We start from the raw sequence: 16,329 nt of genomic DNA on the forward strand, positions 1-16,329 counted from the left end.
TCCCAACTGGCACAACGGATGTTATGAATTATTGTTTTAGCCATCCTAACATCTATACGGCTAAAATAAAGGTTATTTTGAGTCTGCTAAGGGGAATATCAGCACGAACTTAACCCCACTGCCATCGGCTAGATTCTCAGCCTTAATGCTGCCTTGGTGAAACTCAGTCACTAATCTTGCAATGTACAAACCTAGCCCTAGATGCGGCTTGGCTTGCACGCCTTGTGGACGTATTGACACCATAGATTCAAAGATTTGCGCTGTCATGTCTGCAGGCAATAATGGCCCTTGGTTAGCCAGTTCGATAATCGCAGTTTTAGCGGTGCGTTTAAGTGTCAGCCTAATAGGATCATCAGTACTGAACTCAATGGCGTTATTAATCAGTTTATCCATCAGCTGCGCTATGTATTCAGGTACACCGAACATGATCATTGGGCCATCATCAATGTCTAGGGTAAATTGAGTTTCAGGGTAGGTATATTGATAACCTTGCATGCAGCCGCTAATGACTTCTGTTAAAGAAAACTGGCTTTGCTCTGCATGGGATAAACTGGCTTCTAAGCGGGTTGCTTCACTTAAGTTGTTTAAGATTAAATGCAAACGGCTGACACCTTCTTGAGCGCGAGCGACGTATTTTTCACTGCCAGGCTCAAGTTGTTGCAAGCTTAAATGCTCAAGGGATGAACGCACTACGGCAACTGGGGTACGTAGTTCGTGTGACAGCCTTGATGACATGTTCTCTAAGTAGTGGGTGTATTGACCTAAACGGCCAACAATATTGGCAAAGCTGCGAGATAAATCGCCAATTTCATCACGGGTTTTAGAGGGGACAATTTGTTGTCTCACTCGGCCTTGGCTATCGATAGCTTGTTCAGATTGATCTCTGAGTTTGCGAATGCGGCTTGAAATGCTGGATGCAAAGATAAACAGCGCCAAGGTGCCCATACTCATGATGGTTAAAATCACATTAAACAGTTTTTCTAGCGCGCGGTTACGCAGGGTACGAATTCCGTGGGTGGTTTCTTCAGCAATGACGGCGCCCATAACTTTATCATCAATCCAGATAGGACTGGCCGCGGCTAATACCACCGCTTTACTATCAGGGGTTAAGCGCCAGGTTGAGCCTTGTTTTCCATTAAGGGCTTGTTGTATATGACTGCCACTTAACTCGGTTGAGTCTTGCAATGAATCGACAAAATCCTGCGGCGGTTTAGTGAGGATTTTATAATATAGCGGCAATAGGTAATCAGTTTTAAATTGCCCCCAAATGCTAGGCTCACGGGTGTCATCTAAGCTTGATGACCAAAGATTATTGCTGGCGCGAATGTCACCCGATTTAGCTAATACCCGGCCATGATTATCAACCACCCAAATACGCGAGCTGTTATGACTCATACCTTTGATAATATTTTCAATTTCAGGTGATGGCACTAACACTGTGCCTAAATGCGCCACAGAATCGATAGCTGAGGTACCGATAATAGTATTCACTGTACGGGTTTGGCTGTCATCAACATTGTAAATGGCGAACCCGAGTTTACTGCCTAGCATATTTAGCGGCATTCTAAATTCAATGTTATAACCTCTATCGGTGGCAAGCCATTGTCCTTGAATGCGAATTTCTGGTGTTACGGGCATTGATTGAGTTGGATCTTGTGGCAGCTCAAAGGCACTTAACCAACCGTCTTGAGTGTTGGCGACAATATAACGCTTAAATTGGCCATCAGGTGTTTGAGTGGCAATCACTAAATGATCGTTTTTATCTACCCGTAAGCTATTTTTACTACGATAGACCAGATGCTTATCGGCAACCTCAAAAAATCCATATAAATAGCCGGCGTATTTACCCACCATGTGACTAAAGTGAATATCAACGACTTGGTTTTCATTACGATTAAAAATCACGTGATCAGTGCCATAATTGATCACTCTATGCTGATATTGCTGCCAATCAGTCAGTTTACCATCAAGTTGAATTGGCCCCGAAAGTGGATAGGCGTATAAGTCGCGGCCTTTTTCAACCTGACTTAAAAAACTGGCTTGGTGATTAAACAGTTTCGGGCGTTCATGCAATGCGGTGGCTAAGGCTTGAGTGGTGCCCACCAAGGTTTTTTCTTGGCCGTGGCGCAGGTATTTTTCCATTTCCCACACGTATTCATAGCCAAGCCAAGGTAAGCACAGCAAAAATAGCGATAAGATAACGACTTTAGCGCGCAGCCCTATGGGAATATTAAACATTAACTGACACTGTCCCAGCGGTAACCCATGCCATACACGGTATCGATGCAATTAAAGTCTTTATCTGCGCTTAAAAACTTTTTACGAATACGTTTAACGTGGGAGGTAATGGTACTGTCATCGACAAATATTTTAGCTTCTTGCATTAAGTCTTGGCGACTTCGCACATGACCTGGATGTTTTGCCATCGCGTGCACCATCCAAAACTCTGTCACGGTCAACTCTATAGGTTGCTGCTGCCAGTGCACCTGAATACGGTTGCCATCAATGGTGAGCTTGCCGTGTTCAATCAGGTTATCTTCAACGATGGCTGCGCCAATCAGTTCTGAGCGTCTAAATAAAGCGGCAATACGAGCAATTAAGTGCGGAAAGCTGACATCTTTTGATAGGTAATCATCAGCGCCTAATCTAAGGCCGCAAACGGTATCAAAGTCACTGTCTCGGGCGGTTAAAAAGATAATCGGTAAACTGCTAGACATAGATCGCAGCGACTGACATAAGGTAAAGCCGCCATCTATTTCGGTCTCAAGGCCAATATCAATAATGGCTAGGTCAGGTAAACGGGCATTAAAAGCCAACATGGCAGCAGGGCGGTTGGCATAACCCTGCACGCTATAGCCTTGTTGTTGCAGTAACTCTTTATAGTTTTCTCTAATGGCTACTTCATCTTCTACAATCGCAATTCTTTTCATATCACCATCTTTGTTTTGTCTTATATGGCTGACTATACATTATTTTTATGGCCAAAAAAGCGCTCCCTAGCAATTGCCATATTGTTGCCACATTTCATCGCTACATTGCCACTTTTACGCCCCTTAATTGCCATTTCAATGCTGTTTAATAGTTTCATCGAATGAGCAAACGCACTTCATTCAAATTAATTATTAATCTGAAATAAAGGACAACACCATGAAAAAGCAATTAATCGCCATCGCAATCATCAGCAGTTTATCGATCGCCAACATCACTCACTTACACGCAGAAGAAATGAAACCAGCGATTGATTCAACCATTGATTCAAGTGATGTTTTAGCACAAACACCAGAAAGAGAGCACACAGAAGAGTTAGTCGGCTTGTCATCTGGGGCCATATTAGGCGCTGTGGTAGGCGGACCTGTTGGCGCCATCGTTGGCAGCTTTGTTGGGGTACTTATTGGTAAGACTGTGGGTGATGATTCTGAGATTGAAACTCAAAATGAGTTACTCGCCAAGCAACAACAGGCACTCGAGCTGCAAACTTATGAACTTACGGCGCTACATGAAAAGCAACAGTCTTTGGCGGAGGTCAATGATGAATATATACAAGTGCAGACGCAATTAGCCGATTTGCGCCATGCTCAAGAGCAAAAAATGCAAGAGCTGGCCATCGGGCTAAATGTGCAATTCAAAACCGGCTCAGCGACTATCGAGCCTCATTTTGAACAACAACTCGATGATGTTGCTTATGTGATGGCATTATCACCAGATTTGATGTTGGATTTAACCGGTTACGCTGACCGCCGCGGTGACAGTAAATTTAACCAAGCACTATCAGAGCAGCGTTTAATAGCAGTGACCAAGTATTTGGCTAATCAAGGCATAGCTGATGAACGCTTACATGCCAAAGCCTATGGCGCGACAGCGCCTTTACATGAGCAACAAAATTTTGAAAACGACTTTTTTGATCGCCGCGTGACTTTAAAAATTATCCCTGTGGGTGAAGCTTTAGCCGCTAATTAATATGACGAAAATTCAGTGTAAACCTTGGACTGGTGAGAATGCTGGTTTTGAGGTTTACGCTAATTTCATGGAGAGAAAACAATGAATATTAGTGTTAATCGTCATAGGGTGCATTACCTTTGCTCGAGCTTAATTTTACTGGGTTTAGTGATTTTGAATGTGCTATTTCCAGTATATGCAATGCCAACAAGTAAAGCAGATGGGCGCTCTGCTGAGATAACCCAGGGTGTGCTTGAATATATACAAGAGGGTGAAATCCACTATAGCTTGCCTTTATCCACCGATGTGTCAATGAAAGTATCTGGCTGGGTTAATCGCGTTAAGGTTAAGCAAACCTTTACCAATAACACCCAAGGCTTTATAAACGGTAAGTATCATTTTCCGTTATCCCACAATGGAGCGGTGGATCAAATGCGGTTAGTCATTGGCGAGCGTATTATTGAAGGCGAAGTACAACCAAAATTACAAGCCAAAGCCACCTTTGAAAAAGCCAAAGCTGCAGGTAAACGTGCCAGTTTAGTGAGTCAGCAAAGGGTGAATATTTTTACCACAGAAGTGGCGAATTTAGCCCCTAACGAGACTTTAACTGTTGAGATAAGTTATCAAGAAAAACTTAATTATAAAGAGGGTCAGTTTAGTTTACGGTTTCCAATGACCATTACGCCGCGTTATTCGCCAACAGCTTTATCAGAGCAAGTTTTAGTCGGTAATAGTGCTAGCAGTCAGAGTTCTAGTGAAAGTCCTAGTCGGCAACAGCGCCATAACCATTTGGGCATATTTGATTCTATTGCTGAAATGCTACCTGAGATGCTAACCGGCTTTAATTTGAATAACTTTGCAGAAGGGGCTGTAACTGATGATGCCTCTTCGGATTCTGCTGGTAATATCATGGTTAATATTAATGTCGAATTAAATACAGGTTTTGAACTTGGTGCGGTAACCAGTCCGTATCACAAAATTAAAGCAGCGCCAGTGGCAGGCAAGCAACAATGGATGGTAGAACTTGATCGCGCTGTGGTCGCCAATCAAGATTTTGTATTGAATTGGAAGCCTGTTGATGCAGCTAAATCGCATGCTGCAAATCATGCTGAAGTTACGTTGCCGCTGCCATCAATGTTCATTCAACAAGGATTAACTCATCAATCAGCTGAACTTAGGTCAGCTAAAAATAGTATCAACAATCAAGATTATTACGGCTTAGTGATGTTAACGCCGCCACAAGTTAAAACGTATAACGGGGTCACTCCTCGGGAGTTAATCTTGGTTATTGATACCTCTGGCTCTATGGAAGGGGACTCTATAGTGCAGGCCAAACAGGCTTTACTGTCTGCGCTTGCAGGTTTAAGAACGAAAGATAAGTTTAATATTATTGGATTTAATCATCAGTTAACAAAACTATCTGCATCATCTTTGAAAGTTAACAGCCGTAATATTGCTAAAGCCAATCAATTTGTCCAAGGATTACAAGCCAATGGCGGCACTGAAATTAGCATGGCGCTTTCTGCCTCTTTGCTAATTCAAGATCAAAGCAATCAAATCGGGAGTGAAAACGCGCTACGTCAGGTGATATTTATTACAGACGGCGCGGTGGCTAACGAGCAAGGTTTATTTAAGCAAATAGAAGCCGACTTAGGTCAAAGTCGATTATTCACTGTCGGGATAGGCTCGGCCCCGAATACGCACTTTATGGAGCGCGCAGCCATGTTTGGCCGTGGCATTTACACCTACATTGGTAAAACGGCTGAGGTAAAACAAAAAATCGAAGGGTTACTGCAAAAGATTGAGCAACCAGTGGCAACAGATGTAAAAGTCACTTATCAAGACGGCACAATTCCTGATCATTGGCCTGCAAGAATCCCTGATTTATATACTGATGAACCAATCTTAGTCAGCTTTAAATCTCCGGCATACAATCAGCAAGATATTGTTATATCAGGCGAGACTCAGGGCGAATATTGGCAACTACAGATACCTAATCCACACCAGACTCGTCATTTAGATAATTCAGACATTGAGGCCCCAGGGTTAGATCTTATCTGGGCTAATGCGCAAATCAATGCCATTGAAGCCACCCAAACTAGGGCGAACAGTGAAAGAATAAAACAGCAAGTTAAAGCATTAGGAATGAAGTATCACCTGGTGACCTCACAAACAAGTCTAGTGGCGGTCGATAAAACCCCAGTTAATTTTACCCCTGAATTTAACGCTGATTATCAAGTAAAGCCACATTTACCAAAGGGATTACAAAAAGCAGGTGTCTTACCGCAAACAGCAACATCGAGCCGTTTGAATATACTCATTGGATTAAGCTTTTTATTGATTGCGCTTTTGCATGGACTTTGGCTTAAGCAGTGTCTTCCTGGTCAGCGGTTAACCATACCTAAGCATAAATAAGGAGCGCTGCGTTGATAAGTTTAAAAATGCTCATCCCTGGTTGTTTAGCCGTCTTAGGAGTCAGTTTTTTATCACATGGAGCCTATATGCAAGTTAAAGCGAATTTTGCGCAATATTTAATTGAGCAAGCATGGAATAAAACCTTGCAAGACCAAACACCCCATAAGCCTTGGAGCTGGGCTGATACGCATCCAGTTGGCAAGTTAATGCTTTATGCAGATAAAGAAACAGATGTTTATCCTGTAGGGGATCCTATGTTTGTGCTAGCGGGGGCTTCGGGCCGAAATTTGGCGTTTGGCCCAAGCTTGATGCTTAAAGGTGCAGGGGTTGGAGAGGTTGGTAATACAATCATTGCTGGCCACAGAGACACCCATTTTTCACACTTAAAAAATGTTAAAAAAGGCGACATCGTAGAATTAGAAACCGCAATTGGGCAAATACAAAGTTACTTAATAACCGGCATCGATATAGTACATGAAACGCAAACAGAGATACTCGATATGACGGCGGATAATCAGCTAACATTGATAACCTGTTACCCGTTTGAAGACTTGTCTGCAAGCAGTGATTACCGTTACGTGGTAACGGCAAAACAAGTAAATCACAGTTAGTTGTTTTAATTGGACGGTTTAATTTAACTCGCTACTTAATCGCTTTAACTATATAGGCATGACTCTATTACGCCCTAATCTTTTTGCTTGATATAACAACTGGTCAGCAGCCTCAATTAGCTGACTAGTTGTTTGATTTTCTTGCCACTGCACCACACCAAATGACGCATTGATATTATCAATTCGAGTGTCACTGCGCCTGTCTTTGACCCTGAGTTTTTCAATGGAGCGTCTCATGGCTTCGGCTAATTGTCTGGCGATCCTTAATTGGCTATTTGGGACGATAATGGCAAACTCTTCACCGCCAAAACGGTATAACTTTACCCCTTCTCGACAAGATTCCTGTAGCCGTTTGGCTACCACTCTAAGTACTAAGTCCCCAAGCTGGTGGCCATAAGTATCATTAAATAGTTTAAAGTTATCAATGTCAGCCATAATCAAGCAGCAGCCTTGGGGCGATTGTGCAATAACCGCATTAATATCGTCATTAAAGGCGCGACGATTTAACGTTTCGGTGAGTGCATCATACAAAACATCTTTTTCTGTTTTAGCCAGCTTTTGTTTTAAAATATTAATCTCGGACTGCGCTTTATTGAGTTGTTCAGTAAAACTCTTGCTACTTGATTGAATACGCGAAGATTCTTTAACCATACTGCGCACCACAGTGACCAATTGTTCCAGTGAAAAATCTTGGTTTTCAAACTCAGTTAATTTACGGACATTTTTTTGTATTTGAGATTGAAAAGTACGGGTGTCATGATGGGTATCTTTGATTGATTGAGATAACTCGCACACCATAGCATCAAGATTTTGACGCATAGTTCTGACATCTAACTCAACAGGATCGGCGATATGTTCTCGATACAGTAACTCACTTGAAACGGGTGAATATTGTTGATTTAGCTTAATATTTTCATCAAGTGCCAGATTTAGCTTAGGATTGGTTTCGCTAACATAGGCATACCAAAGTGCATAATTGGTTGGTGTTGTTGGAATGCTGTGTTTTAGCATTAAAGGTACGGCTTTTTTTAGATGAAGCGCGGCCGTTTTCAATAAATCGTTAGACATTCAATCCCTCAACAAAATAGGTAATAAAGCGAATGAACCAATTAGGTTTATCAATGAAATATAACAATTAATTAATGTGATAGATATTTTGTTAGTAAGTTTTTTGATAAACAGGCAAACCTTAAATAAAGTTTGCCCGTTTATTGATTGAAGATAAGATATTTTGCCGTGATTAAAAATGTAGTTGTTTAAAAGCGGTAGGACACTGCAAACATAGGGCCGGTGAAACCATAGTTTATGTTGTAATCTAGGGTACGATATTCTTCATCTATAATACTTCTAGATTGTTCAATATCAACATCGACATCATAATAGTTATACGCCAGTGCTAATTGCCAGTTATCGCTAATTTTTGCCTGCACGCCAGCCCTGATGTCGACTAACGAACCTTTAAAATTATCATATTTGATCGCAAAATATTGAACATGGGCGCCAAATGTCCAACCAGGATAAAATTCATAGTTACCATATAAGCCGATATTAGGCAGAGGCGCAGTGATTGCGTTATCAACAACTTTTGGAGTAAAGGTCGTCGTATCACACAAACTATTGGGGTCACTGTGACCTTCACATAAACTAATATTGCCTTCGAAAATGGTTTCAACAAACATGGTGTGCATACCAATCGATGCGCCGACAAAATATTGTTCACCTTGCCAAATATCATAACCATAACCTAAACGGAGAATATCGATATTTAACGTGGTGGAAATAGTGGCACTACCATCAATAAGGTAATTCTGATCATTATCGCCAAATTCAGGGATTTCAATATCAAACCCCAGTTGTGGGGTTTCAGCATCTCGATGTAGAGATTTCCAATCAAGGTAAATATTATGACGGTCTTTGAAGTGATAGCGGAATTCGAAAAAAGGTAGAAATTGATCTTCTGTTAAAAGTAAGTCGTCTTCAAAATCAAGCAAATAGTAATTACCTGTATCTCTGGCACTTTTAACTAACATGGTGGAATCTGTATTGGCATAAAAAGCCCCGAGAGTAAATTTATACTCGTCAGCAGACACACTGTTAGATATACATAGGGCTGTCAATAGACCGATAGGGACTCGCTTTAACATTATTTCTCCGCACTCTATGGGGCTCATTTGGGGTAATAAATGAGGGTCGTGCATTATTATTTTTTTAGTTTTACTAGGCTAATATCTTAGCACTGAAATATATTAGCATTATGTAAGCAAATGTGAAGTTTTTGTTGCTAAAGCGGTGGTTTTTTTGATCTAGTACAGGTTAACAAGCGTATTGGGCTAAAAACAAACGAAAGTCGCATTAAACCAGCTTGTTTAATGCGCATTTATAACCATACCTGATAATAACTACATCGTAGAGGGGCGCAGAATTGCTGTGGCTGATTGACAAGATTAAAAAGTAAAAGAGACTAATTCAGCACATAGGCATTAATCAAAATACATGCCCAAGTGATCCCACATAGGGCTAGGCTCATAAATACTGCTGCAGAGGCAGTATCTTTGGCTTGGCCACTTAAGGGATGAATTTCATCACTAATGCGATCCACTACAGCTTCAATTGCAGAGTTAACTAATTCGGTGATCAGAACAATAAATAAAGTCATGATTAACAGCAACTTTTCAATAAGGCTGACATCGACCATAATAGCCACTGGCAGTAAAATCCCCGCTAAAATCAGTTCTTGTCTGAATGCTGCTTCGTTAACCCATGCACTTTTAAGCCCTTTAAATGAAAAACCTGTCGCACGTAAGACACGTTTTAATCCATGATTGTTTTCAGGTTTCATATTGGCTGACTTAGTCCCTAAATGGTTTGGTGGATGATGGTCCAATTGATGACAAAAGTAGCCAAACATTGGCTAACTTATGGCAGTTTATTGATCATGCACTAAAATTGCTAATCAATTTGTTTAATTATTAGTTTACTTTTACGGCAACAGGATGTTGTTCCAAATACCAGCAAGGATGCAGCTATGTCTATTTTTTTATCAACAACTATTGCTACGCCAGTGTCAGCTCTGTCGTTGATAGTAATTATATTGGCTGATTTTATAAGGCGTAATATATCAATCATCATGACAGTATTGAGTCTCTTTGCGCCCCCCATATTGCTTGCTGCAGATAAGCCAGCAATCCAACTTGCTACCAAAATCACTGAAGGAATTGATATTAATCAATATTATGTCAGTGAAAAGTTAGATGGTGTACGTGGTTATTGGACTGGGGACAAAATGCTTTCACGTTCAGGTCGAGAGTTCATTTTACCGCAATGGTTCGTGGCAGATTTTCCCAAGCAGGTTTTAGAAGGGGAGTTATGGCTAGGAAGAGCAAGCTTTGAAGCCATGTCAGGGCTTGCACGAAAAAATATCCCAGACAGTGAAATGTGGCGGCAAGTGAAGTTTATGCTGTTTGACTTACCTGAACATGGGGGCATGTTTCGTGACAGATACATAGCACTGCAACAGCTGGCCAAGCAGTCTAAATATCTGCAAGTCATACCCCAAGAAACGATAACCTCTGACACCATGCTGTATAAAAAACTGGATTTAGTCGTGAGTGCCCAAGGTGAAGGGCTAATGCTTCATCGCAAGCAAGCTTTTTATAAAGTAGGTCGCAGCCAAGATATTATGAAATTAAAACCCAAATATGATGCTGAAGCCATTGTTATTAAGCATATTGAAGGCAAGGGGAAATATACCGGTATGCTAGGGGCAATAGTTGTCAGCATGCCCGATGGGCTTGAGTTTAAAATCGGTAGCGGCTTTAGCGATGAACAAAGGCGTAAGCCGCCCCAAATAGGCGCAACGATAACTTATCAGTACTTAGGTCTAACCAAAAATGGTGTGCCACGATTCGCTCATTTTTTAAGAGAAAGACCTAAAATGTGATAGACATAAAAACAATTTTTAATACGCTGAAAAAGGAACTTATGTGAATACAATTAACTCGGTACTATTCGTATGCCTAGGTAACATCTGCCGCTCACCTAGCGCTGAAGCTGTGTTTCGTAGTAAAGCGGCTGAATATGGCTTAGTCATCGAGATTGCCTCTGCTGGCACCTTAGCTTACCACCAAGGTAATGCGCCCGATCCGCGCGCGATTAAAGCGGGTAATGCCAGAGGGTTAGACTTTTCAGGCATGTATGCAAGGCAAATCGCTCAGGCTGATTTTGAAAAATTTGATTTAATACTGGCTGCAGATAATTTTAACTTAAAGGACTTGCAGGCAATATGCCCGCAAGAACATCAACATAAGCTTAAATTAATGCTTAGTTATATGAGTGACGATATAGCTGATTTTGATGAACTGAGTATGGATAAGTTTTCCCTTGAGCAAGTGAATCATGCCAAGGAAGTTCCTGACCCTTACTATGGCGGCGCTAATGGTTTTGAAACGGTTTTGGACTTACTGGAGTCTAGCCTTGATAATTTAGCAAAGCAGATAGCGAAAAACCGTTAATATTATCTATACATATTCGCTCTTTAACGGGTAAAAACAATAAAGGCTTAGCATTGCTGCTAAGCCTTTATTTTAAAAATGTCGTTTATCAAACACATTGCAGATAAGCTGGATGTTTTTGTTAAAGCCTTATTCGCCTTGGTGACGTTTACCTGATCGTTTCAGATTTTCTTGCTCTAATTTCTGCTGCTTAATAGCTTCTTTTTCAGCCAACACTCTAGCGACTTCTTCTTTCTCGATTTCGGCCATTTCAGGGGTTTCAAGGGTAAGTAGCCCTGTTTTGCCAGAGCGGAATTCATGTAACAGTAATTCTGATGCTTTATGTAAATCGATACGGCCACCAGGTCTTAGTGCTCCGCGCTTACGGCCAATTTCTTCAAGTAATTCAATGTCGGTTTCTGGCAATGATTTAAGCTTATAACGCTCACAAATTTCTTGTGGGTAAGCTTTTAAGAAATATTCAGCAGCAAACATGGCAACGTCTTCATATTCCATTGCGGTGTCTTTAATTGCACCAGTAACAGCAAGGCGGTAGCTACTGGCTTCGTTATCTACTTTAGGCCATAAAATACCCGGCGTATCTGATAGTACGATGCCATTTCGTAAATTAATTCGTTGTTGACGTTTAGTTACAGCTGGCTCATTACCGGTTTTAGCAATGGTTCTACCTGCAAGTGTATTAATGATGGTAGATTTACCAACGTTAGGGATCCCCATGATCATGGTACGAATATCTTTTTCGATTTTGTCTCTGGCAGGTACCAGTTTGCGGCAGATATCAGGAATGTTTTTGACCTGACCAGGTTGTAGCGTGGTGATAGCAGTGGCTTTTACGCCTTGTTCCTGCTCAAGGTACTCAATCCAACGCGCCGTGACTTTTGGATCTGCTAAGTCAGACTTGTTCAGTAGTTTGATACATGGCTTATCGCCCCTTAGCTTAGAAACCATTGGGTTTTCACTACTATAAGGAATACGGGCATCAAGCACCTCAATAACAAGATCGACTTGAGGCATTGCCTCTTCAATCTCTTTACGAGCTTTATGCATGTGACCTGGGTACCATTGAATTGCCATGATTTTGCCTTTTATAAATCTACTACTAACAAAGGGGGCATATTCTACCTTGTTATGAGTAAAAATGATAAAAAAAAGCGCCTATTGGCGCTTTAATATCATTAACGATGTCACTAAATAAGCAGTAGGGTTAAATAACCCCAAGCTCACGCAGTCTTTCCATTAAGTAGCTGTCAGCGGTGTGACGCTCTGACAATACTACTTCTGGATTTGGGTGTAAGAATAGTGGTAATGAAATTCTTGATTTAGTTTTATCACTGCCTTGAGGGTTAATCACCCGATGTGACGTTGAAGGGTAGTAACCTGCTGATGCCTCTTGTAGCATATCACCGATATTGATAATGATATTACCAAAGTCACTGGGTACATCAACCCAGTTACCTTCTTTGGTTTTAACTTGTAGTCCTGGCTCATTGGCAGCAGGTAGTACAGTAATAAGGTTTATGTCCTCATGTGCAGCAGCTCTGATAGCGCCTAACTCTTCATCGCCAAGCATTGGCGGGTAGTGCAGTACTCTTAATAATGTCTTCTGACTATTTTCAATCATTTGTGGTAATGGCATTGAGAATTTGTCAGCAATATCCTTAGGTGCGTACTCTTCAATCCAGCCGAGTAACTCTGCTGCTAGCGCGTTGGCATGTGCATAATAGGCTAAGATATTTTGTTTTAACGATTCAGGAATACGGCCCCAAGGATAAACGTGAAAATATTCTTTGATATCTTTTACGCTATGGCCTTTAGCGGTTTCAGAAATTGAAGCAGGGAAAAATCCATCTTGGGTTTCTGGTTTAAATAGATAATCATTTTTTTGTTCAGATTGAAAAAATGCATACCACTCTTGATAAATTTTTTCGACCAGTTCTTGACTGACTGGGTGGTTAGAAAGAACGCCAAACCCGGTTTCTCTTAATGAAGCGACAAACTGTTGTGGACAATCTTTTGCGCGGTAATCAATTGTTTCTAGTTTCATATTTTTCTTCTATTGTTTTTATTTGACCCAGCGCGATTCTAACCTTGGTCACACTTTGTCGCAATTTTTTGATGCGAAATATGTCTTGGTCAGTCGAAATAGTGATCTTTATTGTGCATACTGCCATAGTTGTAATACTTGCAGTACAGTAAACCTAATCAAAACAGAAGTAGAGATGGAACTCATGAAGCAGTTAACGGAATTCGAAAAGTATGTGATTGAACAAAAAGGAACTGAGCAACCTTTTAGCGGCGAATACGTCAAACATGATGCCCCAGGGGTGTATTTATGCAAAAAGTGCTTAGCGCCTCTGTACAAAAGTGAGCATAAATTTAATGCTCATTGTGGTTGGCCTGCTTTTGATGATGAAATACCGGGAGCAATTGACCGAACTCCCGATGAAGATGGCCATCGAATCGAAATCACCTGCCGAAAATGTGACGGCCACCTAGGGCATATATTTGAAGGCGAAATGTTAACCGCTAAAAATATCCGTCACTGTGTCAATTCTGTTTCGATGATATTTCAAACGGCAGATGAATTACAAAAAGTAAATAGTAATCAGTTTGCTACTTTTGGCGCGGGCTGTTTTTGGTGCATTGAAGCGGTATTTAATGAGTTAAAGGGAGTGATTGAGGTAACGCCAGGCTACAGTGGCGGTAGTGGTAGCGATGCAAATTATATGGCGGTATGTTCTGGTGATACTGGACATGCTGAAGTTATATTGGTGGAATTTGATCCTAGTATCATTAGTTACCAAAGCTTACTGGCGGTTTTCTTTGCCATTCACAATCCCACCACCTTAAATCAGCAGGGTAATGATAAAGGTCCGCAATACCGTTCAGTTATTTTTACTCATTCAACAGAGCAGGTTGATCAAGCGACCATCGCTATTAGTAAACTAATTCAGCAAGCCATTTGGCCTAAACCTATAGTGACCGAAGTTGCCATGTTCGAAGCTTTTTATCCTGCAGAAAGTGTTCACGAAAATTATTATGCTAATAATGCTGAGCAGCCATATTGTGAGTTAATTATTAAACCAAAATTTGAAATGGCGATGAAACGATTTGAGCAGTTGTTAAAGGACACTGATAAATAATGACTAGCTAAGGTTAGTTTACATCGGCAACAAAAAAGGCGAACTGAGTTCGCCTTTTTTAATGTGTAAACCTAACGATTAAGAGTCTAATGCGTCGTCAGCCACTTTGTAATGGGGATCTTCAATCACATTGACCTCGACTAACGCTCTAGCTTTATGGAGTAAATCTTTACAATCACCGCTCAAATGGCGCAAGTGTAACTTCTTACCGGCAGCAAGATAACGCTCTGCTAAGGTGTCAATTGCATCGAGGGCAGAATGATCTGCAACCCGTGAGTTTTGGAAGTCTACGATAATGTCTTCAGGATCATTCTCTGCGTCAAACAGCTCTAAGAAATTAGATACCGAACCAAAAAATAACGGTCCATTTAATTTGTAAACTTTCCAACCGTTGGCATCAATATTGGTTTCAACATTAATATGTTTGGCATGCTCCCAAGCAAAGACTAATGCAGACACAATAACGCCGACAAATACTGCGAAGGCTAAATCTGTGAACACGGTTACCGTTGTTACTAACACAATGACAAACGCATCATGCTTAGGCACTTTGCCCATGACTTTGAAACTGGCCCATTCAAAGGTACCTAAAACGACAATGAACATAACCCCAACTAATGCAGCTAACGGAATTATTTCAATAAAGGCTGCACCAAATAAGATAAATGCCAATAAAGCGAGTGCTGCAGTGATCCCTGATAATCGTCCACGACCGCCAGAGTTGATGTTAATCATCGATTGTCCAATCATCGCACAGCCACCCATAGCGCCGAAAAAGCCACTGGTAATATTACCAACACCTTGACCAACACATTCTTTGTTACCTTTACCACGGCTGTTAGTCATTTCATCAATAACGGTTAGCGTCAGCAATGATTCAATCAAGCCTACAGCAGCAAGAATACAGGCATAAGGCAGAATGATATAAAGCGTTTCTAGCGTGAATGGGACACTTGGGATAGCAAAGCTTGGCAGGCTACCTGCAATTGTTGCTTGTTCATCGCCGCTCATGGTTTTTAAGAAATCGAGTACATTGCGAGTATCTAAATCTAAGCCTACAACCAATGCCGTTACCGTTAAAATAGCCACCAATGAAGAAGGGATAGCAGTGGTTATTTTGGGTAAGAAGTGAATGATCGCCATAGTTAGTGCCACTAAAGCTAACATAATCATTAGGGGCTCTTGTGCAAGCCATACCATGTTGCCAGCAGCATCTTTTACTTTAAATTGGCCTAATTGTGCAAGGAAAATCACAATGGCTAAGCCATTCACAAAACCTATCATCACAGGATAAGGAACAATACGGATAAATTTACCCAGTTTAAAAATACCGGCAGAAATTTGTATTATCCCTGCCAGTACTACTGCGGCAAATAGGTATTGAACACCATGTTCAACCACCAGTGATACCATAACAACAGCCATCGCGCCGGTAGCGCCAGAAATCATCCCAGGACGGCCACCAATAACAGCAGTAATTAGCCCCATGATGAAGGCTGCGTAAAGTCCTACCATAGGCTCAACTTGTGCGACAAAAGCAAAAGCAACGGCTTCAGGAATAAGCGCGAGTGCAACGGTTAAACCAGATAATATATCTGCTTTGCCGCTACTGGTTTTATGACGTAGTAGATCGAACATTTAACCTCTGAAATCTATTGATGTGTTTGATAATAAAAGTGTGAGCATGTTAACAAAAATGACAAACCTTCTAAA

At 41.1% G+C, this 16,329-nt stretch carries 14 protein-coding genes; 6 read left to right on the forward strand and 8 right to left on the reverse strand.

The window, feature by feature from the left end; all coding sequences use genetic code 11:
- Positions 1-72 precede the first annotated feature (72 nt).
- Together pdsS and pdsR are read right to left on the reverse strand one after the other, a co-directional pair.
- Entirely contained in the window at positions 73-2,238 is a 2,166-nt protein-coding gene (gene pdsS, locus Q4546_RS02385; RefSeq protein WP_102439605.1) for a proteobacterial dedicated sortase system histidine kinase, read from the reverse strand.
- The gene (pdsR, locus tag Q4546_RS02390) at positions 2,238-2,930 is read right to left on the reverse strand and encodes a proteobacterial dedicated sortase system response regulator (RefSeq protein WP_303445617.1); all 693 of its coding nucleotides are present in this window, start codon (positions 2,928-2,930) and stop codon (positions 2,238-2,240) included. The genes pdsS and pdsR overlap by 1 nt, the downstream gene beginning before the upstream one ends.
- 217 nt (positions 2,931-3,147) lie before the next feature.
- On the opposite strand from pdsR, the gene pdsO reads away from it, so the two are divergent.
- The 3 genes from pdsO to Q4546_RS02405 all read left to right on the forward strand — a co-directional run bounded on the left by pdsO (position 3,148) and on the right by Q4546_RS02405 (position 6,962).
- Entirely contained in the window at positions 3,148-3,957 is an 810-nt protein-coding gene (gene pdsO, locus Q4546_RS02395) for a sortase-associated OmpA-like protein PdsO (protein WP_102439607.1), read from the forward strand.
- A gap of 81 nt (positions 3,958-4,038) precedes the next feature.
- Positions 4,039-6,351: a marine proteobacterial sortase target protein gene (locus Q4546_RS02400; RefSeq protein ID WP_303445618.1), complete on the forward strand. Its 2,313-nt coding sequence runs from the start codon at positions 4,039-4,041 to the stop codon at positions 6,349-6,351.
- A 26-nt stretch (positions 6,352-6,377) separates the two neighbouring features.
- Entirely contained in the window at positions 6,378-6,962 is a 585-nt protein-coding gene (locus Q4546_RS02405) for a class GN sortase (protein ID WP_102476395.1), read from the forward strand.
- Between the two features lie 48 nt (positions 6,963-7,010).
- Here the strand turns inward: Q4546_RS02405 and Q4546_RS02410 are convergent, their stop codons facing one another.
- The 3 genes from Q4546_RS02410 to Q4546_RS02420 all read right to left on the reverse strand — a co-directional run bounded on the left by Q4546_RS02410 (position 7,011) and on the right by Q4546_RS02420 (position 9,801).
- Positions 7,011-8,030, reverse strand: coding sequence for a GGDEF domain-containing protein (locus Q4546_RS02410; RefSeq protein ID WP_102476394.1), 1,020 nt, complete (start codon positions 8,028-8,030; stop codon positions 7,011-7,013).
- A 188-nt stretch (positions 8,031-8,218) separates the two neighbouring features.
- Positions 8,219-9,106 (reverse strand): hypothetical protein, encoded by an 888-nt coding sequence (locus Q4546_RS02415; RefSeq protein WP_303445619.1) that lies wholly within the window; start codon positions 9,104-9,106, stop codon positions 8,219-8,221.
- Positions 9,107-9,423: 317 nt separating this feature from the next.
- Positions 9,424-9,801 (reverse strand): diacylglycerol kinase, encoded by a 378-nt coding sequence (locus Q4546_RS02420; protein WP_102439618.1) that lies wholly within the window; start codon positions 9,799-9,801, stop codon positions 9,424-9,426.
- Positions 9,802-9,987: 186 nt separating this feature from the next.
- Here Q4546_RS02420 and Q4546_RS02425 point away from each other — a divergent pair, with 186 nt between their 5' ends.
- Entirely contained in the window at positions 9,988-10,902 is a 915-nt protein-coding gene (locus tag Q4546_RS02425) for a DNA ligase (protein WP_303445620.1), read from the forward strand.
- A 43-nt stretch (positions 10,903-10,945) separates the two neighbouring features.
- On the forward strand, positions 10,946-11,473 hold the full coding sequence (locus tag Q4546_RS02430; RefSeq protein ID WP_303409991.1) for a low molecular weight protein-tyrosine-phosphatase: 528 nt from the start codon (positions 10,946-10,948) through the stop codon (positions 11,471-11,473).
- Positions 11,474-11,602: 129 nt separating this feature from the next.
- On the opposite strand, the gene ylqF is transcribed toward Q4546_RS02430, so the two are convergent.
- Together ylqF and Q4546_RS02440 are read right to left on the reverse strand one after the other, a co-directional pair.
- Entirely contained in the window at positions 11,603-12,547 is a 945-nt protein-coding gene (gene ylqF / locus Q4546_RS02435) for a ribosome biogenesis GTPase YlqF (RefSeq protein ID WP_076536189.1), read from the reverse strand.
- A gap of 130 nt (positions 12,548-12,677) precedes the next feature.
- Positions 12,678-13,517: an isopenicillin N synthase family oxygenase gene (locus Q4546_RS02440; RefSeq protein ID WP_102439613.1), complete on the reverse strand. Its 840-nt coding sequence runs from the start codon at positions 13,515-13,517 to the stop codon at positions 12,678-12,680.
- 184 nt (positions 13,518-13,701) lie between these two features.
- On the opposite strand from Q4546_RS02440, the gene Q4546_RS02445 reads away from it, so the two are divergent.
- On the forward strand, positions 13,702-14,616 hold the full coding sequence (locus Q4546_RS02445; RefSeq protein WP_102530768.1) for a bifunctional methionine sulfoxide reductase B/A protein: 915 nt from the start codon (positions 13,702-13,704) through the stop codon (positions 14,614-14,616).
- 78 nt (positions 14,617-14,694) lie between these two features.
- Here the strand turns inward: Q4546_RS02445 and Q4546_RS02450 are convergent, their stop codons facing one another.
- Positions 14,695-16,254, reverse strand: a complete 1,560-nt coding sequence (locus Q4546_RS02450; protein ID WP_076536194.1) for a SulP family inorganic anion transporter — start codon at positions 16,252-16,254, stop codon at positions 14,695-14,697.
- Positions 16,255-16,329: the final 75 nt, after the last annotated feature.

Origin of the sequence: Shewanella sp. 4_MG-2023, assembly GCF_030548015.1 — a bacterium.
Taxonomy (GTDB): Bacteria; Pseudomonadota; Gammaproteobacteria; order Enterobacterales; family Shewanellaceae; genus Shewanella.